Raw genomic sequence first — 19463 nt, 5'->3', positions numbered from 1 at the left:
TAGAAACAAACCATGGCAAGAGTCACCGTAGAAGACTGTATCGAGGCGGTGCCCAATCGCTTCGAGCTGGTCATGTCCGCCGCCCAGCGCGCCCGCATGATCGCCAACGGCGCTGACCCGCTGGTGGAAGAAGAATCCGACAAGCCCACCGTGATGGCCCTGCGCGAGATCGCTGAAGGGGTGGTCAACGAAGAAAACATCGCTCAGCTGCAGGCCGAGCTGGACGCCCGGCTGGCGGCCATGCAGGCTGACGTGCCGGTGCCGCCCGAAGACGACCCGGTTTGAACCGGCGCTGACTGAGCGCACGCATTCGAGGTGCCTGTCACCGAGCCGGCACATCGTTACCCTGAAGTCGCCATGTTGCCCGCCCCGGTTCGCGAACTGAGAGACGTGCTCAATACCTATCTGGAACCGCAGCACGTGGCGGTAGTGCTGCGCGCCTACGAGGCCGGTTCGAAAGCGCACCAGGGCCAGAAACGCCGCTCGGGCGAAGACTACATCACCCACCCGGTGGCGGTGGCGCACATCCTGGCCGGCATGCGGATGGATTATCAGACCATCGCCGCGGCCATTCTGCACGACACCATCGAAGATACCGAGCTCGAGCGCGACGACCTCGTCGAACAGTTCGACGAGCAGGTCGCCAAGCTTGTCGACGGGGTCACCAAGCTCGACAAGATGAAGTTCCGCACACGCCGGGAGGCGGATGCAGAAAGCTTCCGCAAGCTGCTTCTGGCCATGAGCCGCGATCTGCGCGTGATCTTCATCAAGCTGGCCGATCGGCTGCACAACATGCGCACCATCGGCCACATGACGCCTGCCGCACAGCGGCGCATCTCGACCGAAACGCTCGACATCTATGCGCCAATCGCCGCGCGCCTGGGCATGAACGAGCTGCGTGAAGAGCTCGAGGCGCTGGGTTTCCAGTACCGCCATCCCAATCGCCATCGGGTGCTGACCCGGCGGATCCGGCAGGGCGCGGGCAATCGGGCGGAGATCATCGACTCGGTCACCGACGCGCTCAAGAAGCGACTCAGCGAGGCCGGCATTCCAGCCCGTGTCGAAGGTCGCACCAAGACCCTCTACAGCATCTACTGCAAGATGCGCGACAAGTCGCTGAGCTTCGATCAGGTGATGGATCGTTACGCGTTTCGCGTCATCACGCAGTCGGAGCCGCACTGTTACCAGGCCCTGGGCGTGGTGCACACGCTCTACAAGCCCCGGCCCGGCAGTTTCAAGGACTACATCGCGCTGGCCAAGCCCAATGGCTATCAGTCGCTGCACACGGTGGTCAATACGCGTTTCGATGTGCCCATCGAGATCCAGATTCGCACCGAGGAAATGGACCTGGTGGCCGAGAAGGGCGCGGCGGCGCACTGGCTCTACAAGGCCACGCCCGATGGCCAGACCGCTGTGCGTGCCCGTGAGTGGCTGCTCAAGCTGGTTGAAACCCAGTCACGCGCGCACGACTCCGTCGAGTTCATGGACACGGCCAAGGCCGAACTGTTTCCCGACGATGTGTTCGTGTTCACGCCGCGCGGCAAGATCATCGACCTCAAGGCCAGATCGACGGCGCTGGACTTTGCCTACGCGATTCATACCGACGTCGGCAACCAGGCCGTGGGCGCGCGCATCGATCGTGAACCGGTGCCGCTCAACACCCCGCTGGAGTCGGGCCAGACCGTCGAGATCGTGACCCGGAAAGGCGCCAGCCCGCAGCCGGAGTGGCACGAGTTCGTGGTCACCTCGAAGGCGCGATCGAGCATCCGCGCCCACCTGAAGAATCTGGAGCAGGCCGACTCGGTGGCGATTGGGCATCGCCTGCTCGACCAGGCCCTGGCGCGCCGCGGTTTCTTTCTGGAAGACATTTCGCAGCGGCGTCTGGATCGCTCCCTGAAGAAACTCAAGCTCGAACGCCTTGAAGACCTGCTCATCCGCATCGCCCGCGGCGAGATGCTGGCGCGCGTGGTCGCTCACAAGCTGCTGCCGCTGACGCAGCGGCGAACCAGCGAAGAACCCGAGTCCGAGGCGCTGACCATCGGCGGCACCGAAGGCAGCGCCATTGATTACGCCAACTGCTGCCATCCGATCCCGGGAGATCCCATCATGGGCTATCTCTCGCCGGGCAAGGGGCTGGTCATTCACCGGCAGCGCTGCCCCAACGTGCCCGAGCTGCAGAAAGACCACTCCGAGCGCTGCATCGAGGTTGGCTGGGCGCCGGTGATGGCGGGGCGATTTGCCGTGCGGCTGAAGGTCATCACCGTCAATGGCCCCGGCGTGCTCGCCGCGGTGTCGGCCCGTCTCAGCGAAGTCGGGGCCAACATCGAGCGCGTCGAGCAACCGTCCACCACCCGCGAGACGGCCACCTTGCAGTTCACCCTCTCGGTATCGGGCCGCGACCAGCTGGCGCGCGTGATGCGCCGGCTGCGGCGCAGTCGCTATGTGCTCAGGGTGAGTCGCGAAATTGCCTGAAGCCGCCAGGCAGCTCGAAAGGGCCTCCGGGTCGGCAGCTCATGCTTATACTGGGCGCGATCCTGTGGAACTCGTCCTGAGCCCCGATGGGTTTTGTTTGAAATATTCGTGTTTCGAATTTGTCTCGGACTTGGTGCTTCGGATTTCGAACTTTCGTGCCTGCTAACACCCGGAGATTCTGGATATGCCAAAACAACCTGTAAAAACGTCCTCGGCTCCCGCGGCCATCGGCCCCTATTCCCAGGCCATTCGTGCCGGCAACACGGTTTATGTTTCCGGTCAGATTCCGCTCGACCCGGAAAGTGGCGAGGTTATCGAGGGTGATTTCACCGCCTTGACCAACCGCGTGTTCGACAACCTCGCCGCGGTGGTCGAGGCCGCCGGCGGCCGCATGGATGACATCGTCAAGCTCAATATCTTTCTCACCGATCTATCGCATTTCGGCACCGTCAACGAGCTGATGGCCGAACGCTTCTCCGAGCCTTATCCGGCACGTGCGGCCATCCAGGTCGCGGCCCTGCCCAAGGGCGTGTCGGTGGAGATGGACGCGGTGATGGTGCTTGCGGACGGCTGACGGCGGTCTGCCGGGGCGGTTGCGGCGTGGCGGGCAAGGGCTTGCGTGAGGTTTCCGAGCTTGACGGCGTGGGTCCCCAGGTGGCCTCGCGCCTGAAAGCGCTGGGCATTGTCCGCGAGCTGGATCTGCTGTTTCACCGCCCGCTGCGTTATGAGGACCGCACGCGCATCGTGCCGCTGGGCCGGCTGCGGCCGGAAACGCGATCGCAGGTGGAAGGCCGCGTCGTTCACCAGGAGATCGTGCAGCGCCGCCGGCGGATGATGCTGGTGACCCTGGCCGATGATACCGGCCAGCTCACGCTGCGCTTTTTTCGCTTCTACCCCTCGCAGCAGCGCATGTACCGCCAGGGCAACCGCGTGCGCTGCTTTGGCGACGTGCGCTTCGGGCCCCAGGGTTTCGAGATGGCGCACCCGCAGTGCCAGGTGCTGGGCGACGGCAAGCCGGCGCCGCTGCCGAAGCATCTCACTGCCATCTACCCGGTGACGCGGGGCCTGGCGCAGGCCACGCTGGCTGGCCTGATCGACGGCGTGGTCGAGCGCCTGCTGGCTGATCGGATCGAGCTGGCCGATCCCCTGGCCACCGCGCTGACCCAGCGTGGCGGGCCGGCCCTGCTCGCGGCGCTGCGCGTCATCCACCGCCCCGGGCCCGAGGAAAACCTCGACGCCTTGATCGACGGCCAGCATCCGGCCATACAGCGCCTGGCCACCGAAGAGCTGCTGGCCCATCATCTGGCGCTCACGCGGCTCAACCGGGCCCGCGCCCGCCAGCGCGCGCATGCTCTGGTGCCTGATGAGCGCTTGCAGGGTCGGCTGCTCGAGATCGTCGGCTTCGAGCCGACCGGCGCCCAGAAACGGGTCATCGGCGAGATCGTGGCCGATGTTGGCGCCAGGCAGCCGATGCGGCGCCTGCTGCAGGGTGATGTCGGCTCGGGCAAGACTCTGGTGGCCGCCTGCGCGCTGCTGGCCGCCGCCGCCAGCAAACGCCAGGCGGCGATTGTCGCTCCCACCGAGATTCTCGCCGAGCAGCACTACCGAACCTTGTCACAGTGGCTCGAGCCGCTGGGTATCGAGCCGGTGTGGCTTGCCGGCAAGGTCAAGGGCAAGGCGCGCCGCCAAGCGCTGGCGCGCCTGGCCGAGGGTGCGAGCATCGCGATCGGCACGCATGCGCTTTTTCAGGAAGGCGTGGAGTTCAACGACTTGGCCCTGATCGTGGTCGATGAACAGCACCGCTTCGGTGTACACCAGCGCCTGGCGCTGGCTGCCAAGGGCAGCGAAGGCGCGCGCTCGCCGCACCAGCTGGTGATGACGGCCACGCCCATTCCGCGAACGCTGGCGATGACCGCCTACGCCGGCCTGGAAATTTCCGTCATCGACGAGCTGCCGCCGGGGCGCAAGCCGGTGACCACCGTCGTGCTTAGCGAGGGCCGACGCGAGCAGATCATCGAGCGCTTGCGTTCGGCACTCGGCGAGGGGCGGCAGGCTTATTGGGTGTGTCCGCTGATCGAGGACTCCGAGCTGCTCGCCGCCCAGGCCGCTGAATCAACCGCCGACGCGCTGTCGGCGGCGTTGCCGGAGTTCACCGTCGGGCTGATCCACGGGCGCATGAAGCCGGCGGAAAAACAGGCGGTGATGGATGCCTTCGCCGGGGGCGAGATTGCCCTGCTGGTGGCCACCACGGTGATCGAGGTCGGCGTTGACGTCCCCGCAGCCAGCCTGATGATGATCGAAAACGCCGAGCGCCTCGGACTGTCCCAGCTGCATCAGCTGCGCGGCCGGGTGGGCCGCGGCAGCGAGCAGGCCGCCTGTGTGCTCATCTACAGGCCGCCGCTGGGAAAGATCGCGCAAAAGCGTCTGGAGACGATGCGCGAGACCACCGACGGCTTCGTGATCGCCGAACGCGATCTCGAGTTGCGTGGCCCCGGCGAGGTGCTCGGAACGCGCCAGACCGGCATGCTGCGTTTCCGCATCGCCGATCTGGCGCGCGATGCTGATTTGCTCGAGCCGGTCAAGGCCCTGGGCGAGTCGCTGGATGTGGCCGCCGCGGATACGGTCATCGAACGCTGGCTCGGCGATGCCGAGCAGTTTGTGGATGTCTGAGCGGGGGTTGAAGCCGGTCAGCGTCGGGTGCTGACGTCGGCAAGCCATTAACCCGGCATCAAAGCAGGTTGCATTCAGACGCGCTGTGCATCCTTGCCGGTCAGTTCGAGCAGCTCTGGCGTCACCTGGATGATGGTGTGGCGGATTTCCTTGCTCAGCACCAGCTTGGCGTCGCGGGTGAAGCGCTCGAGCCGGCCGCCGAAAACCAGGCAGTTGTCCTCGTCTCGTGCGAGAAAGCCACTGGCAAACATCGCCTCGATGAACTGGCGAAACAGCGTTCGGTCGTAGAATTCCGGCGCTTCGAATTCGTGCAGCAGCGACAGCCGTTGCGCGGCCAGAATGCACAGCTGTTCAAGCTGGCCGCGGCTGAGTCGGCCTGATCCGTTCTTGACCAGAACCGCCATGGTGATGAAATAGCGCTCGAAGGTCTGCAGCAGCGAGCCCCCCAGAAGGCGCAGATAGTAGCTCTGATCACTGCCTCCGGGCGCGCGCTTGATGTCGTCGCCGGTCACTCGCAGCAGCTGGAGTTCGATCAGGGTCTCGAGGCAGCGCTCGACGATACCGTCGAGCTCCTCGGGCGTCCAGGGCAGGAACAGTTCCTTTTGCAGAAACGGATAGACCGTGCGACTGAGGTCCTTCAGGCGCGCGCGGCGCACGCGCTGCGTGTTGAGAAAACAGCTCGCGATCCAGGCGCTGATGGCCAGCAGATGCGCGGTATTGTTGCGGAAGTAAGTCAGCAGCACCGCGCGCGTGGCGTCGGTGCGAATGATGTCGCCGAGACGGTGCTGCTGACGCTCGATGATGCCCAGCTCCAGCCCGTATTCGATGATCTGCCCTGGCGTCATGCGGGTCACGGTGACCCGATCCGAATAGCCGGTCAGCTCGATGATGTTCTTGAGCATGCCGATCATCATTTCCAGATCATCTTCGTCGAGGGCATGCTTGCGGCTCGCCAGCAGCGCGGTGGCCAGCAAGTTGACGGGATTGACGTCCGCGCTGCGGTTGATGTTGACCATGATGCGCTCGGCCAGGTCGTCAACCACCTGGTTGAGCCAGGGCGGCTTGCTGCTGCTGTCGGCCGTCTGCGCGCGCCACTCGACCTCGTGTCCATCCAGCAGTTCGGCCAGCTGAATCGGTTCGCCGAAGCTGACGGTGACTTCACCGTAGTTCTTGCGCAGGATGTTGATCAGATTGCGAAAGTCCGACAGCGACTCCGGTTTTTTCTGCTGGCCTGACAGCTCGGCAATATAGGAGCTGCCTTCGGCGAGACGCTCGTAGCCGATGTAGACCGGCTGGAACATGACCGGTTTGGTGGGGTTGCGAAGGAATGCGCGTACGGTGATCGAGAGCATCCCGCCCTTGGGCGGCAACAGCCGGCCGGTGCGGGAGCGGGTTCCTTCGATGAAGTATTCCATGGCCACGCCGCGATCGAGGATGAGGGCGACGTACTGGTTGAACACCGCGGCATAAAGCGGCTGCGAGCGGAACGAGCGGCGCAGGAAAAACGCGCCGCCGCGACGCAGCAGCGGCCCGACCAGAGGCATGTTGAGATTGACCCCGGCGGCGATGTGCGGGGGCACGAAGCCGCGGTGGTAGAGCAGGTAGGACAGCAGCATGTAGTCGATATGGCTGCGGTGGCAGGGAACATAGACGATCTCCTGCCCGGCCTGGGCTTCGCGGAATGCGCTGAAGTGCCGCACCGCCACGCCGCGGTAGATCCGGTTCCAGAACCACGTCAGCAGCAGGTCGGCAATGCGTATGAAGGCGTAGGAATAGTCAGCCGCGATCTCGCGGGCGTACTTGCGCGCCAGCAGTTCGGCTTTCTCCGTGGCGATGTCATCGCGACGGGCTTTGGTGGCAATGGCTTCCTGGACCGCGTCGGAGCGCACCACGCGCTCGACCAGAGTGCGTCGATGAGAGCGGTCGGGGCCGATGGCGGCGGTGCGCACGCGTTTGAAATGAACGCGCAGAAGCCGGCTGATGCGCCCCAGCGCCTGGGCGTTGTCCTCGGTTTCGGCGAGCACTTCGCCCACCTGTACCGGCTTGCCGAACTGGACCATGGTTGCGCGCCCGTTGATCAGGGTCGAAAACAGCCGACGCAGGCGTCCGGCCTCCGCCCAGTTTTCGCTGAACAGGATCTTGAAGACGCTGTCCTCCTTGTCCGGCGCCCGCCCGATGAGCACAGTGACCGGCAGGATCTGTATCGGCGCCAGGGCGTCGCGGTCGGCCGATTCCAGCATCCGTCGCAGCATCTGCGGATACCGCCGCCGCTGCGGGCGCCGCAGGAAAAGGCCGCCGTAGCGCCGTGAGGCGCTGTAGGAACGCGGCAGCTGCTCAGAGCCGAGCCGGAACGGCCCCGCGGGACGTGACCAGTCCAGCTTGTCGCAGACCTGGTCGACAATCAGCAGCGAGGACAGCGCATAGGTATCGAGGACGTAGAACACCGGGCGCTCGGGGTCGATGCCGAGCTCGCTGAGATCTTCGGGCAGCACGGTCGAGCGCACCCACCAGTGGAGAATGCGTCGGAGCAGGTTCAGCCAGGCGCGGTACAGGCGCGCCGGCCAACCGATTGCGGGGGCGGATCGCTGCATGACGAGATCGGGATTCGGGGCCGGTCAGTTTACCATCCGGCCCGCCAGACCGGACTGGCACAGCGCAGAAAGAAAGGCCGGGCAACTGCCAGCAGCTGCCCGGCCAACCGGCTGAGCCGGAGAGGACTGTTTTTCGTTGTTGATCGCGGGGGCGCGGCTGGCGATGCCGTACTTGCCTCCCTCAAGCGAAATCATATACCAGGGTCGGGTTATTAATCAACCTGCTCATGAGTGTCTTGCAAGCCGCTGAAATACTTGGAGATTTCCTCCTGCATGCCGGCGGCTGCGGCCGCCGGGTCGCCGGCATCGCGAATGGGGCGGCCAACGACGATGTAGTCGGCGCCGGCAGCGAAGGCCCGGGCGGCGCTGAGCGTGCGCTTTTGCTCGTCGTTGGCGACCGGTCGGATGCCGGGGCAGACGGCTACCAGGCGCTCATCGACCTGCTGGCGCAGGGCGGCGACCTCCAGCCCCGAAGAGACCACGCCGCTACAGCCCAGGTCAAACGCGCGGCGGGCGCGCGAGAGCACCAGGCTTTCCACATCGCAGTCAAAGCCGAGATCATCGAGATCGCCCTGGTCCAGGCTGGTCAGCGCGGTGACGGCCAGAATGCCCACTTCGCCGCGGTTGGCCACCGCCTCGGCGAGCATGCCGTCATTGCCGTGCACGGTCAGAAAATCAACGTCGCGGCGAGCCAGTTGCGCGGTGGCACGGCCCACCGTCGGCGGAATGTCGAACAGCTTGAGGTCGGCAAAGACCCGCTTGCCGGCCTGCTTGAGCTCATCGGCCAATTCGAAATAGCCGCCGCTGAGGAACAGCTCCAGCCCAAGCTTATAGAAGTGCACGTGGTCACCAAGCTGCTTGATGAGCTGTCGGGCACGGTCGACATCGGGCACGTCGAGGGCGAAGATCAGGCGTTCAGCCGTGGGGATATCGTGGCGATTGTCAGGCAGGGTCATGAAAGTGCTCCAGGATGTGTGCGGCGATCCGCTCGGGGTGGCGCATGTGAAGGTGATGGCCTCCGGGGCAGCTCAGCGTGGCCGGACGCGGGCCCAGCGCCGCCAGACGCCGCTGGAACAGCGCTTCATCCAGCAGGCCGCTCATTGGCTCGGAGTAGATGTTGAGCGCCGGTGCCTTGATACAGGCAATCAGATCGATGACCTGCGCTTCGGTATAGCGGTGCGCCGTGGGCCAGGTCAGGCGCAGGTCGTGGCCCCACTGCCAGCCACCGCTGACCTCGATGAGGCCGCGCTCGGCCAGCAGGCGGGTGGCCGTGGTGTCCAGATCGTTGCCCTGTTGGCGTGCGGCGATGGCGTCGTCAAGCGTTCGGTGTACCCGCCGGGGCCGCGGTCGCGAGCGCGCCACCGCCGTTTTCCAGTGTTCGGCGGTGCTCTCGGCCGGCGCTGAAAGCGGGCCCAGGCCCTCGATCAGCGCGAGCGAGCGCACGCGTTCGGGTGCCGCAGCCGCAACCAGTGTCGCCACCGCCCCGCCCAGCGAGTGGCCGAGCAGGTGGGCCCGCTGCCAGCCCAGATGGTCGAGCACGGCCAGAACATCGAAGACGTAGTCGTCGAAGTGGTAACGCGCGCCTTCGGGGCGGGGCGCCGAAAAGCCGTGGCCGGGCAAGTCGATGGCGATCAGATCGAGGCCGTCGAGATGGGGGCTCAGCGGCAGAAAGGAGTGTGCGTTATCGAGCCAGCCGTGCAGCGCCAGTACGGGTATCTCGCCGCGCCGGCGGCGCAGCGCGGCGATGCGGCCATCGAGCAGCTCGATCGGCTCCATCAGTCCAGACGCTCCAGGTTGGCGTAGGCCAGCACCAGCCATTTCTGACCGGCGGTTTCAAAGTTGATCTGTACCCGGGCGCCGGCGCCACTGCCCTCGACATTGACTACCGTGCCGATACCAAAGCGTTCGTGGCTCACCGTCGAGCCCAGTCCGAACTCGTGTTCGACTCCAGGCTGCGCGTCGCCCGAACCGAAAGCGGTGCCTTGCAGCCGCGACGGACGCGGTCGTACTTCCTCGGTCAGTTCGCGCGGCAGCTCGTCCAGGAACCGCGAGGGGTAGCTGGTGGTGGTCTGGCCGTGGAGCATACGCGATTCGGCATAGCTCAGATATAGCTGCTGCATGGCCCGGGTCATGCCGACGTAGCACAGCCGTCGCTCCTCGGACAGGCGGCCGGGCTCCTGGGCCGATTTGTGGTGCGGAAACAGGCCTTCTTCCATGCCCGACAGAAACACCAGCGGAAACTCCAGTCCCTTGGCCGAATGCAGCGTCATCAGCTGGACGCAGTCCTGCCACTGTTCGCCCTGGTGTTCGCCGGCCTCGAGCGCGGCCTGCGCCAGGAAGGAGGCCAGCGGGCTCAAGCCCGCCTGCTCGTCTTCCAGCGGCTGGTCGAAGGTCTCGGCCGCGCGGATCAGTTCGGTCAGGTTTTCCTCGCGTGTTTCGGCGCGATCAGGCGCCTCGCGTTGAGCGTACCAGCGCGCCAGGTCGGCGGTCTCGACTACCGCCGACATCAGCTCGCCCAGCGAGCTGTCACGGGTGCGAAGATCGAGCGCGTCGATGAGTTCCAGGAACTGGGCTACGGCGTTACCGGCGCGCGCAGCGAAAGCGCCGCTGTCGCGCATGGCCGTGGCGGCGGCAAACAGGGAGGTGCCGGCCGCCCGTGCGTGCTCGCGGATGGCGGCAACCGTGCGTTCACCGATACCGCGCGCCGGCACATTGACCACGCGTTCGAAGGCCGGGTCGTCGCCGCGATTGTGAACCAGCCGCAGATAGCCCATGGCGTCCTTGATTTCGGCGCGCTCGAAGAAGCGCTGGCCGCCGTAGACGCGGTAGGGAATGCCTTCGGCCAGCAGCTGATGCTCGAACAGGCGCGACTGCGCGTTGGAGCGATAAAGCACCGCTGCTTCTGACGCCGTGCCTCCCTGTTCCAGCCAGTCGCGGATACGGGCGACCACGAACTCGGCTTCCTCCTCGGCGCTGAAGGCAGCAAAGATACGGATCGGCTCGCCGCTTTCGTCTTCGGTCCAGAGGTTCTTGCCCATGCGCTCGTCGTTGTGGGCAATGACCCGGTTGGCGGCCTCGAGAATGGTTGCGGTCGAGCGATAGTTCTGTTCCAGGCGCACGACAGCCGGGGCGAAATCACGGGCAAAGTCCGCCACGTTTTCGACCCGGGCGCCGCGCCAGCCGTAGATCGACTGGTCATCATCGCCGACCACGAACAGCCGGGAGCGGTTGCCGGCAATGATTCGCACCAGCGCGTACTGCAGCTTGTTGGTGTCCTGAAACTCGTCGATCATGATGTGGCCAAAGCGATCGCGGTATTGCTGCTGGCGCGCCGGATTGTCGCGCAACAGCTCGAGCGTGCGCAGCAGCAGTTCGGCAAAATCTACCAGGCCGGAGCGTTCGCAGTAGTCCTGATAATGGCGATAGATGGCGACCTGCGTGAGCGCATGCGGGTTATCGAAGGGTTCGATGTTTTCCGGCCGTCGACCTTCATCCTTGTGGTGGTTGATCAGACCCTGCATCTGGCGGGCGGGATATTCGCCCTCGTCGAGCTCCATGTCGCGGATGACTCTGCGGATCAGCCGGTACTGGTCCTCGCTGTCGAGAATCTGAAAGGTGTCGGGCAGGCCGGCATCGGCAGCATGCATGCGCAGAATGCGATGGCAGATGCCGTGAAAGGTGCCGATCCACAGCCCGTCGGGGCGCAGGCCCAGCAGCTGGCCGACGCGCGCGCGCATCTCGCCGGCGGCCTTGTTGGTGAAAGTCACCGCCAGCAGGCTCATGGGGCTGATGTGGTGAACCTGGATCAGCCAGGCAATGCGATGCACCAGCACGCGGGTCTTGCCCGAGCCGGCGCCGGCGAGCACCAGCACATGCCCGTCCTCGGCGGTGACGGCTTGGCGTTGCGCGTCGTTGAGCTCCTCGAGCAGGTGGCTGACATCCATGGCGATCAGCGGCTGCGGTCAATGGCCCGGAAGCCGATATCGCCGCGGTAGAAGCCGCGCTCAAAGCCGATCCGGGCAATCCACTGGTAGGCCAGAGCCTGGGCCTGTTTCGGAGTTTCGCCCAGGGCACAGAGCGCCAGCACGCGACCACCGCTGGTGATCGCGTGGCCGTTTTCGTCCGCGGCAGTGCCGGCGTGGAAGACCTTCACATCAGCGGGGAAATCGGTTTCCAGGCCGCTGATCGCGTGCCCCCGGTCATAGTGTTCGGGGTAGCCGCCGGCGGCCATGACCACCGCCAGGGCAGTGCGTTCATCCCAGACCGGATCAACCCGATCAAGCGTGCCGGCAAGCGCGTGCTCGACCACCTCGACCAGGTCCGATTGCAGGCGCATCAGGATCGGTTGGGTTTCCGGGTCGCCCAGGCGCACGTTGAACTCGAGCACTTTCGGCCCGCTGGCGGTGAGCATTACCCCGGCATAGAGGAAGCCGGAAAACGGATGGCCGTCGGCTGCCAGGCCAGCGAGTGCGGGTTCGATGACCTCGTCGATGATGCGCTGGTATGCGGACTCGTCGACCGCGGGCGCGGGCGAATAGGCGCCCATGCCGCCGGTGTTGGGGCCGCGGTCACCGTCGTCGCGGCGCTTGTGGTCCTGGCTTGAGGCCATCGGCAGATACTGCCGGCCGCTGGCAACGACAATGAAGCTGGCTTCTTCGCCAAGCAGCAGCTCTTCGATCACCACCCGCCGGCCGGCTGCACCGAAGGCCTGCCCGGAAAGCATGTCGGTGAGCGTGCGGCGCGCCTGCTCCTCGGTTTCGACGATCACCACGCCTTTGCCGGAGGCCAGGCCGTCGGCCTTGAGTACCACCGGCAGGCCGATGCCCTGAATCAGCTTCATGCCGGCATCGACGTCCTCGACCACTCCAAAGGCGGCCGTCGGGATGTTGTGGCGCGACATGAACTCCTTGGCAAAGGCCTTGGATGATTCCAGCTGTGCCGCCGCGGCGTGCGGGCCGAAGCACTTCAGGCCGGCCGCTTCAAAGCGGTCGACGATACCGGCCGCCAGCGGTGCCTCGGGTCCGACCACCGTCAGTGCGATGGCTTCCGATTGCGCCAGCTCGATCAGTGCGTCGATGTCTTCGACGCCCACGGGCGCATTGCGAATGCCCGGTTCGGAGGCCGTGCCGGCGTTGCCGGGCGCGACGATGACTTCGTCGACGCGGTCCGATTGAGCCAGCTTCCAGGCCAGCGCGTGCTCGCGGCCGCCACCGCCGACGACGAGAAGTTTCATTGGGTATTCCGATGTCTGTGTGCCGTCTTATTGTACAGCGGCTGCCCGGGCCATCCGGGCGTTCGGAGGCGCCGGAAATGATCGAATTCCAAATACCAATTTGCGAACAAATCTCGATGTTTGAAATTTCAATGACCGAAACGAAACAAGCCTGACCGGATGGCGCGGCGGGTTGGTCGAGGCCCGATGGCAGTTTGGGCCATTGGTACTTCTGTCATTCGAACTTGTTTGGTACTTGGTGCCTGGAATCTGAAAATCACTGGCGCTGTCGATAGCCGCTGCGGGCGACGCCCCGGAGGCTTCGCCTAGTGCCTGAAGTGCCTCCGCCCCGTCAGCACCATCGCCATGCCGTGCCGGTTGCAGGCGTCGATGACTTCCTGGTCGCGCCGCGAGCCGCCGGGCTGGATGACGGCCCGGATGCCGCGTTCGGCGGCGGCCTCGATGCTGTCGGCAAACGGGAAGAAGGCGTCGGAGGCCATCACGGCGCCGTCCAGCGACAGCTCGGCCTCACTTGCTTTGAGTGCGGCGAAGCGGGCCGAGTCGATGCGGCTCATCTGGCCGGCACCGATGCCCACGGTGGCCCGGTCACGGGCGTAGACGATGGCGTTGGAGCGCACCAGGCGCACCGCCGCCCAGGCAAAGCGCAGGTCATCGAGCTCGTCGTCGCCTGGGGCTCGTTCGGTCACGACGTCGAGTTGGGGCACGGTCTGCCAGTCGTCCGCAGCCTGGACCAGCCAGCCACCGTCGATGGCGCGCAGCTCCAGTGGCTGGGGGGCGGCGTCACCGGGCGTGAGCACGCGCACGTTGGGCTTGTCGGCCAGGATTTGTCGCCCTTCGCTGCTGATTGCCGGGGCGATCAGTACTTCCATGAAGTGCTTGTTCAGGCGGGTGGCCAGCGCGGCGTCGACCTCTCGATTGACCGCAATGATGCCGCCAAAGGCCGAGGTCGGATCGCAGGCCAGGGCCCGGGCGTGGGCTTCGGCAACCGTGTCGCCTTGGGCCACGCCGCAGGGGTTGGTGTGCTTGACGATCACGCAGGCCGGGGCCTGGCCAAGGCTGTTCACGCCCGCCCAGGCGGCGTCGGCGTCGAGAAGGTTGTTGTAGCTCAGCGCCTTGCCCTGCAGCGGCTGGCAGCCAGCCAGGCCGCGTCCGCCGTGCCCGCGCAGGCCATAGACGCCGGCGGCCTGATGCGGGTTCTCGCCGTAGCGCAGCGGCTCGATGACATCGAGCGCCAGGTTGATTCTTGGCGGCAGCTCGCTGTCGCCATCGCGAGCCGACAGCCACTGGCTGATCTGGCCGTCGTAGGCGCAGGTGTGTGCGAATGCCTGGGTTGCCAGGCGGCGGCGCTCGTCGGCATCCGGCCCGTCGGGTAGCGTGTTGACGAAGGCGGGGTAGTCGTCGGGATCACACAGCACGCACACATCGGCATGGTTCTTGGCCGCGGCACGCAGCATGGCCGGGCCGCCAATATCGATGTTCTCGATCGCTTCCGAGAGCGTGCAGTCGGGCTGGGCCACGGTGTCGGCAAAGGGGTACAGGTTGACGACGACCACGTCAATGCGGTCAATGCCGTGCTCGTGCATGGCCTCGGCATCACGATCGCGTCGTCCCAGAATGCCGCCGTGGATTCGGGGGTGCAGCGTCTTGACGCGGCCGCCCATGATTTCGGGAAAGCCGGTGAGCTGGTCGACCTGGGTGACTGTCAGCCCGGCCCGGGTCAGGGCTTTTGCCGTGCCGCCGGTCGACAGCAGCCCGAAACCGGCCTGCTGCAGATGGCGGGCCAGATTCTCCAGGCCGCGCTTGTCGGACACGCTCAGCAGCGCCCAGCGTCGTGTCGATTGGTTCATTGGTTTGCCTCGGGGGGGGTGCTAGTCCAGACCGTAGCGCTGGATGCGGTGGCGCAGGGTGGTGCGGGTAATGCCGAGCATGCCCGCCGCCCGCGACTGATTGCCGCCGGTATGCTCGAGCACGGTGGCGACCAGCGATCGCTCGGTCTCGCTCATGATCAGGCGGTGCAACTTGTCCGGTGGCGTGTCACCCATGTCTTCCAGGTACTGGCGCACGACGGAGCCTACGAACTCCTGCAAGCACGGGCCCTGGTCTGGCTGCTTTTCGGACAAGCTTCGAATCCCTCTAAAGACTTGGCGGATCGGCCTTGGCGGCGAACTCGAAACCATAGCACATTGCCGCCGCCTTCATCAGTGAAAACGCATCTGGAAGCCGGCCGGTTGGCTGGTGCCGACAACGAATTCCAGCAGCAGCGGCATGACCACGCCGGCCGGCAGGCCGCGTTCGATGGCCTCGCTGTCGCGCAGGTACTCCTCGGGGCTGAGGCGGCGCACGCCCAGTATCTGCTGGCTGGCGTCGTAGAAGCGTACCTCGATGATCGGGTACGGCACGGCCGAGCTGGCCTGGTTGCGCAGGCTGGCGCTGATGATCACCGCGTCGTTCAGGCTGGGGTGCGGGTGCAGATCGCGCGAGACGATCTGGATTGTTTCGTCGGGGTTCAGCCCGGCATCGGGCTGAGCCGAGCTGCCCAGCCAGCGCGCCACCGGGGAGCCCGGTGTTTGCCACAGCATCCACAGCTGAACGAGCAGCACGATTGCCAGCACGGCGCTGGCGGTCAGCCACGGCCAGCCGGCGCTGTCGCGGTCTGCCTTCTGGCCTTCCGGATCCGACAGCAGATCCGCCTCGATCCCGGCTTCGATCGATTCCTCCGGTGGATCGAAATGCTCGACCGGCAGCTCGGCCTGGATCATGTCGGGGTGCTCGAGCATGGGCGGCATGCCGCTGCCGCGCAGTGGCTCCCGGTCTGAATCCGGATGGTGGTCGAACAGCTCGGAGAGGCTGTTGAAGGTCTTGCCGCAGTTGCCGCAGCGCACGACGCCGGCAGCCTCGGCGAGCGTGGTCGCCCGCATTTCATAAACGGCCTGGCAGGAGGGGCAGCGGGTGTACACCGCCGATGGATCAGGAGTCATCTTGCGGGCTTGATCCGGTCAACTGGCGGTAGCGCTCGAGCCGGTCTGCCATGCGCTCGCGGGCCTGGGTTTCGCGTTCGTCCAGGCGCGCGAGGTCATCGCGCAGGCTGCGCAGTTCGGCCCGCGTGTCGTCAATCTGGGTCTGCAGCTTCGCGGGGACGGCCTGGCCCTCACGATTTCGGCGCGCCGCTTGGCTGATCAGCTTCTCGAAGCGGATCTCGACCAGGTCGAGCGCCATCCGGGTGGACACGCGCTGACTTTCAATGCCGGCCCGTCGGGCTTCGAAGGCGTTGCGGATATCCTGTTCGCTGTTGTAGGTGGCCAGCAGCATGCGATCCTGCACCCGCCGCCGGTGCTCCTCGGCGTCGCGGCGCGCCTGCTCGGCACGCTGCCGGCGGCGCTCGGCGATCTGTTCGGGCGTGAGCTTGGGCTCGACGCGCTCGCGAACCGTGCCGTCGGGCCCCAGGCGCACGTAGCCGTAATCCTTGTATTCCGGCGGCACCGACTGGCCATAATGCGTCTCGCCCTTGTCGTCGACCCAGCGATAGACCGACTGGGCCTGAGCGGCCGCCGCTGCCAGCAGCAGGCACAGAGCAAGGGGCTTGAAGCAGTGACGCATATCGAGCCTACACGCCATGACGCTGCTGGTAGCCAAGCACGGCATCGAGGTCGGACGGCGGATGGTCGCGCGCACTCAGCCAGTCGATGAGATCCTGCAGGCCGGCGATGGATACCACGCGCAAACCGCGGTCCTCGACACGCTGCACGGCCGAGTGGCCGTCTTCGCCGCTGCGCTCCTGCCGATCGAGCGCGATGGCCACGCCTGCGGCCGTGGCGCCGGCGGCGGCAATAATGCTCAGCGATTCCCCGACCGAAGTGCCGGCGGTGATGACATCGTCGACGATGAGCACGCGGCCGGCCAGCGGTGCGCCGACCAGCATCCCGCCTTCGCCATGGTCCTTGGCTTCCTTGCGGTTGTAGGCAAACGGCACGTCGATATCGTGATCGCGCGCCAGGCTCATGGCGATGGCCGTGGCCAGCGGTATGCCCTTGTAGGCGGGGCCGTAGAGCATGTCGAATGCGATGCCGGAATCCACGATGGCGTCGGCGTAACATTGGGCCAGCACGGCGACCGCCGCCCCCGAGCTGAACTCGCCGGCGTTGAAGAAATAGGGGCTGTCACGACCGGATTTCAGCGTGAAGCGCCCGAAGCGCAACGCCTTGCGTTCAAGGGCAAGGTCGAGAAAGCGGGTTGTCCAGGGCTTGAGCATGATTCCATTCTATTGGATTGCCGGTTCAAGGTCATGCCCGGCGGCGTCATCGAGCCGCCAAGCACGCAGGATGCCGCACCCGGGCGGCAGGCGCTTGGCCTACCATACGGGGCTGTCCCATCGCTTGTCCGGATCTGATGCGCATCATCTCGCTCAACGCCAACGGTATTCGTGCCGCCCATCGCAAGGGTTTTTTCGACTGGTTGAAAAAACAGGATGCCGATTTTGTCTGCATCCAGGAAACCAAGGCCCAGCACTGGCAGCTGGCCGATCGCGACTTCTTTCCCATTGGTTATCACTGTTATTACCATGACGCCGAGAAAAAGGGCTACTCCGGCGTCGCCCTGTATTCGAAACACCAGCCGCAGCGCGTGGTCTACGGCCTGGGCTGGGATGAGTTCGACCGTGAAGGACGCTGGCTGCAGGCCGACTTCGAAAACTTGAGCGTCATCTCGCTGTACCTGCCTTCGGGCACGTCGAAGGACGAGCGCCAGCAGTTCAAGTTCCGCTGTATGGAGCGCCTGCGCCCGCACCTGGAAGAACTGGCCGGGCACGATCGCGACTACGTCATCTGTGGCGACTGGAACATCGCCCACAAGGAAATCGATCTGAAGAACTGGAAGAACAACCTCAAGAACTCCGGTTTTCTGCCGGAGGAGCGCGCTTGGCTCGACGAGGTGTTCGGGCCGGTCGGCATGGTCGATGTCTTCCGCCGGATCGATCCGGAGCCGGATCGCTTTACCTGGTGGTCCCAGCGCGGGCGGGCGCGTGAAAACAACGTCGGCTGGCGCATCGACTACCAGATTGCGACGTCGGGGCTGGCCGAGCGTGCGCGCGCGACCGAAATCTATACCGGCGAGAACTTTTCCGATCACGCGCCGCTGATCATCGACTATGACGAGTGACACCGCCGGCCTGGGCTGGCGGCGGGCATGGGCGGTGTATACCCGCCCGACCGTATTGCGCATGCTGCTTTTCGGCTTTTCCGCCGGGCTGCCCTTCATGCTGGTGTTTTCCACTCTGACGGCCTGGCTGCGCGACGAAGGCGTTTCGCGCACGGCCATCGGCTTTTTTGCCTGGATCGGCATCACTTACTCGGTCAAGGTCTTCTGGTCGCCGGTGGTCGACCGCATTCGCCTGCCGTTGCTCACGCGCGTTTTCGGTCAGCGCCGCGGCTGGATGCTGCTGGCGCAGTGCGGCATCATGGCCGGTCTGGCCGGGATGGCGCTGAGCGACCCGGTCACGCAGCTTGTCCAGGTGGCGTTGCTGGCCCTGCTGGTGGCTTTTTCGGCCGCTACCCAAGACATCACGATCGATGCTTTTCGCATCGAGTCCGACGAAGATGAGTTCCAGGCCGCGCTGGCTGGCACCTACGTGCTCGGCTATCGCATGGCCATTCTCGCCACCGGCGCCGGCGCCCTGTACATTGCCGACTTCGTCAGCTGGACCCTGGCCTATCTGGCGATGAGCGCCCTGGTGCTGGTGGGGGTGGCCGCCGTCCTGATTTCGCCGGAGCCGAGCTCGCTCGAGCGCCTCGACATCGAGCGCGACCCGCTGGTGCGCGGCTACCGGCAGCGCTCGCGTCTTTCCGGGCGGCTCCAGGACGTTGGTGCCTGGCTGACCGGCGCGGTGATTGCACCGCTGGTGGACTTCTTTCGCCGTCTCGGCTGGCTGGCGCTGCCGGTGCTGGCCCTGATCGGTCTGTTCAAGGTGTCGGATATCTCCATGGCGGCCATGGCCAATCCGCTCTACCTCGATCTGGGCTTCAGCTTGAGTGAAATTGCCACGGTGACCAACGTGTTCGGCATCGTCATGACCATTACCGGCGGGCTGCTCGGGGGCGTGCTGGTGGCTCGCTTCGGTCTGCTGAAGATGCTGCTGGCCTCGGCGGTGATCGTAGCGGTCACCAATCTGCTGTTTGCCTGGCTGGCGACCATCGGGCCGCAGCTCTGGGCGCTGTTCATGACCATCGGCGCCGACAATCTCGCCAACGGGCTGTCGGCGACGGTGTTCATCGCCTGGCTGTCCTCGCTCGTCTCGCGTCGCTATACGGCCACCCAGTACGCGCTGTTCAGCTCCTTCATGACCCTGCCGGGCAAGCTGCTCGGCGGGCCCTCGGGCTGGATTGTCGATCACGCCGGCTACGTCTTCTTTTTCGTGTACGCCTCGGCGCTGGGCATTCCCGCCGTCCTGCTGATTCTGTGGCTGATGCAGCGCCGCTATCAGCCCGGACTGGCCTGACGCTTGC

At 65.5% G+C, this 19463-nt stretch carries 16 protein-coding genes; 6 read left to right on the top strand and 10 right to left on the bottom strand.

Annotation, left to right across the window (positions count from 1 at the left end; translation table 11 throughout):
* The first annotated feature begins 12 nt into the window (after positions 1 to 12).
* The 4 genes from rpoZ to recG all read left to right on the top strand — a co-directional run bounded on the left by rpoZ (position 13) and on the right by recG (position 5142).
* Entirely contained in the window at positions 13 to 285 is a 273-nt protein-coding gene (gene rpoZ / locus ACEWQ0_RS11630) for a DNA-directed RNA polymerase subunit omega (protein WP_476482852.1), read from the top strand.
* A gap of 72 nt (positions 286 to 357) precedes the next feature.
* Positions 358 to 2472 (top strand): RelA/SpoT family protein, encoded by a 2115-nt coding sequence (locus tag ACEWQ0_RS11625; RefSeq protein WP_476485423.1) that lies wholly within the window; start codon positions 358 to 360, stop codon positions 2470 to 2472.
* Between the two features lie 184 nt (positions 2473 to 2656).
* Positions 2657 to 3046, top strand: coding sequence for a RidA family protein (locus tag ACEWQ0_RS11620; RefSeq protein ID WP_476482850.1), 390 nt, complete (start codon positions 2657 to 2659; stop codon positions 3044 to 3046).
* A 41-nt stretch (positions 3047 to 3087) separates the two neighbouring features.
* Complete coding sequence (recG, locus tag ACEWQ0_RS11615; RefSeq protein WP_476485422.1) at positions 3088 to 5142, top strand: ATP-dependent DNA helicase RecG; 2055 nt, start codon at positions 3088 to 3090, stop codon at positions 5140 to 5142.
* 74 nt (positions 5143 to 5216) lie between these two features.
* Here the strand turns inward: recG and plsB are convergent, their stop codons facing one another.
* From plsB to pyrE, 10 genes are all read right to left on the bottom strand, one after another.
* Positions 5217 to 7733, bottom strand: coding sequence for a glycerol-3-phosphate 1-O-acyltransferase PlsB (plsB, locus tag ACEWQ0_RS11610; RefSeq protein WP_476485421.1), 2517 nt, complete (start codon positions 7731 to 7733; stop codon positions 5217 to 5219).
* Between the two features lie 212 nt (positions 7734 to 7945).
* Complete coding sequence (pyrF, locus tag ACEWQ0_RS11605) at positions 7946 to 8689, bottom strand: orotidine-5'-phosphate decarboxylase (RefSeq protein ID WP_476485420.1); 744 nt, start codon at positions 8687 to 8689, stop codon at positions 7946 to 7948.
* Positions 8676 to 9509 (bottom strand): alpha/beta fold hydrolase, encoded by an 834-nt coding sequence (locus tag ACEWQ0_RS11600; RefSeq protein ID WP_476482846.1) that lies wholly within the window; start codon positions 9507 to 9509, stop codon positions 8676 to 8678. The genes pyrF and ACEWQ0_RS11600 overlap by 14 nt, the downstream gene beginning before the upstream one ends.
* Complete coding sequence (gene uvrD, locus ACEWQ0_RS11595; RefSeq protein ID WP_476482845.1) at positions 9509 to 11677, bottom strand: DNA helicase II; 2169 nt, start codon at positions 11675 to 11677, stop codon at positions 9509 to 9511. Before uvrD ends, ACEWQ0_RS11600 begins: the two co-directional genes overlap by 1 nt.
* Before the next feature lie 5 nt (positions 11678 to 11682).
* Positions 11683 to 12966, bottom strand: coding sequence for a phosphoribosylamine--glycine ligase (gene purD, locus ACEWQ0_RS11590; protein ID WP_476485419.1), 1284 nt, complete (start codon positions 12964 to 12966; stop codon positions 11683 to 11685).
* Between the two features lie 305 nt (positions 12967 to 13271).
* On the bottom strand, positions 13272 to 14813 hold the full coding sequence (purH, locus tag ACEWQ0_RS11585; RefSeq protein ID WP_476482843.1) for a bifunctional phosphoribosylaminoimidazolecarboxamide formyltransferase/IMP cyclohydrolase: 1542 nt from the start codon (positions 14811 to 14813) through the stop codon (positions 13272 to 13274).
* Positions 14814 to 14834: 21 nt separating this feature from the next.
* Complete coding sequence (locus ACEWQ0_RS11580) at positions 14835 to 15086, bottom strand: helix-turn-helix domain-containing protein (protein ID WP_476482842.1); 252 nt, start codon at positions 15084 to 15086, stop codon at positions 14835 to 14837.
* 78 nt (positions 15087 to 15164) lie between these two features.
* Positions 15165 to 15944, bottom strand: a complete 780-nt coding sequence (locus ACEWQ0_RS11575) for a zinc-ribbon and DUF3426 domain-containing protein (RefSeq protein ID WP_476482841.1) — start codon at positions 15942 to 15944, stop codon at positions 15165 to 15167.
* Positions 15934 to 16581, bottom strand: a complete 648-nt coding sequence (locus ACEWQ0_RS11570) for a DUF4124 domain-containing protein (RefSeq protein WP_476485418.1) — start codon at positions 16579 to 16581, stop codon at positions 15934 to 15936. Before ACEWQ0_RS11570 ends, ACEWQ0_RS11575 begins: the two co-directional genes overlap by 11 nt.
* Positions 16571 to 17215: an orotate phosphoribosyltransferase gene (gene pyrE / locus ACEWQ0_RS11565; protein ID WP_476485417.1), complete on the bottom strand. Its 645-nt coding sequence runs from the start codon at positions 17213 to 17215 to the stop codon at positions 16571 to 16573. Before pyrE ends, ACEWQ0_RS11570 begins: the two co-directional genes overlap by 11 nt.
* A 137-nt stretch (positions 17216 to 17352) precedes the next feature.
* Between pyrE and ACEWQ0_RS11560 the strand changes: the two genes are divergently transcribed.
* Together ACEWQ0_RS11560 and ACEWQ0_RS11555 are read left to right on the top strand one after the other, a co-directional pair.
* Positions 17353 to 18120: an exodeoxyribonuclease III gene (locus ACEWQ0_RS11560; RefSeq protein ID WP_476482838.1), complete on the top strand. Its 768-nt coding sequence runs from the start codon at positions 17353 to 17355 to the stop codon at positions 18118 to 18120.
* Positions 18110 to 19456 carry an AmpG family muropeptide MFS transporter gene (locus ACEWQ0_RS11555; RefSeq protein ID WP_476485416.1) on the top strand — a complete coding sequence of 449 codons (1347 nt, stop codon included), beginning with the start codon at positions 18110 to 18112 and terminating at the stop codon, positions 19454 to 19456. Before ACEWQ0_RS11560 ends, ACEWQ0_RS11555 begins: the two co-directional genes overlap by 11 nt.
* Positions 19457 to 19463: the final 7 nt, after the last annotated feature.

The organism is Wenzhouxiangella sp. YN9 (genome assembly GCF_056324165.1).
This window is presented reverse-complemented; position numbering and strand designations above follow the sequence as displayed.

Coding starts and splice junctions, on each gene's coding strand:
- rpoZ (WP_476482852.1), top strand. CDS start 13: ATGGCAAGAGTCACCGTAGAAGACTGTATCGAGGCGGTGCCCAATCGC.
- ACEWQ0_RS11625 (WP_476485423.1), top strand. CDS start 358: ATGTTGCCCGCCCCGGTTCGCGAACTGAGAGACGTGCTCAATACCTAT.
- ACEWQ0_RS11620 (WP_476482850.1), top strand. CDS start 2,657: ATGCCAAAACAACCTGTAAAAACGTCCTCGGCTCCCGCGGCCATCGGC.
- plsB (WP_476485421.1), bottom strand. CDS start 7,733: ATGCAGCGATCCGCCCCCGCAATCGGTTGGCCGGCGCGCCTGTACCGC.
- pyrF (WP_476485420.1), bottom strand. CDS start 8,689: ATGACCCTGCCTGACAATCGCCACGATATCCCCACGGCTGAACGCCTG.
- ACEWQ0_RS11600 (WP_476482846.1), bottom strand. CDS start 9,509: ATGGAGCCGATCGAGCTGCTCGATGGCCGCATCGCCGCGCTGCGCCGC.
- uvrD (WP_476482845.1), bottom strand. CDS start 11,677: ATGGATGTCAGCCACCTGCTCGAGGAGCTCAACGACGCGCAACGCCAA.
- purD (WP_476485419.1), bottom strand. CDS start 12,966: ATGAAACTTCTCGTCGTCGGCGGTGGCGGCCGCGAGCACGCGCTGGCC.
- purH (WP_476482843.1), bottom strand. CDS start 14,813: ATGAACCAATCGACACGACGCTGGGCGCTGCTGAGCGTGTCCGACAAG.
- ACEWQ0_RS11575 (WP_476482841.1), bottom strand. CDS start 15,944: ATGACTCCTGATCCATCGGCGGTGTACACCCGCTGCCCCTCCTGCCAG.
- ACEWQ0_RS11570 (WP_476485418.1), bottom strand. CDS start 16,581: ATGGCGTGTAGGCTCGATATGCGTCACTGCTTCAAGCCCCTTGCTCTG.
- pyrE (WP_476485417.1), bottom strand. CDS start 17,215: ATGCTCAAGCCCTGGACAACCCGCTTTCTCGACCTTGCCCTTGAACGC.
- ACEWQ0_RS11560 (WP_476482838.1), top strand. CDS start 17,353: ATGCGCATCATCTCGCTCAACGCCAACGGTATTCGTGCCGCCCATCGC.
- ACEWQ0_RS11555 (WP_476485416.1), top strand. CDS start 18,110: ATGACGAGTGACACCGCCGGCCTGGGCTGGCGGCGGGCATGGGCGGTG.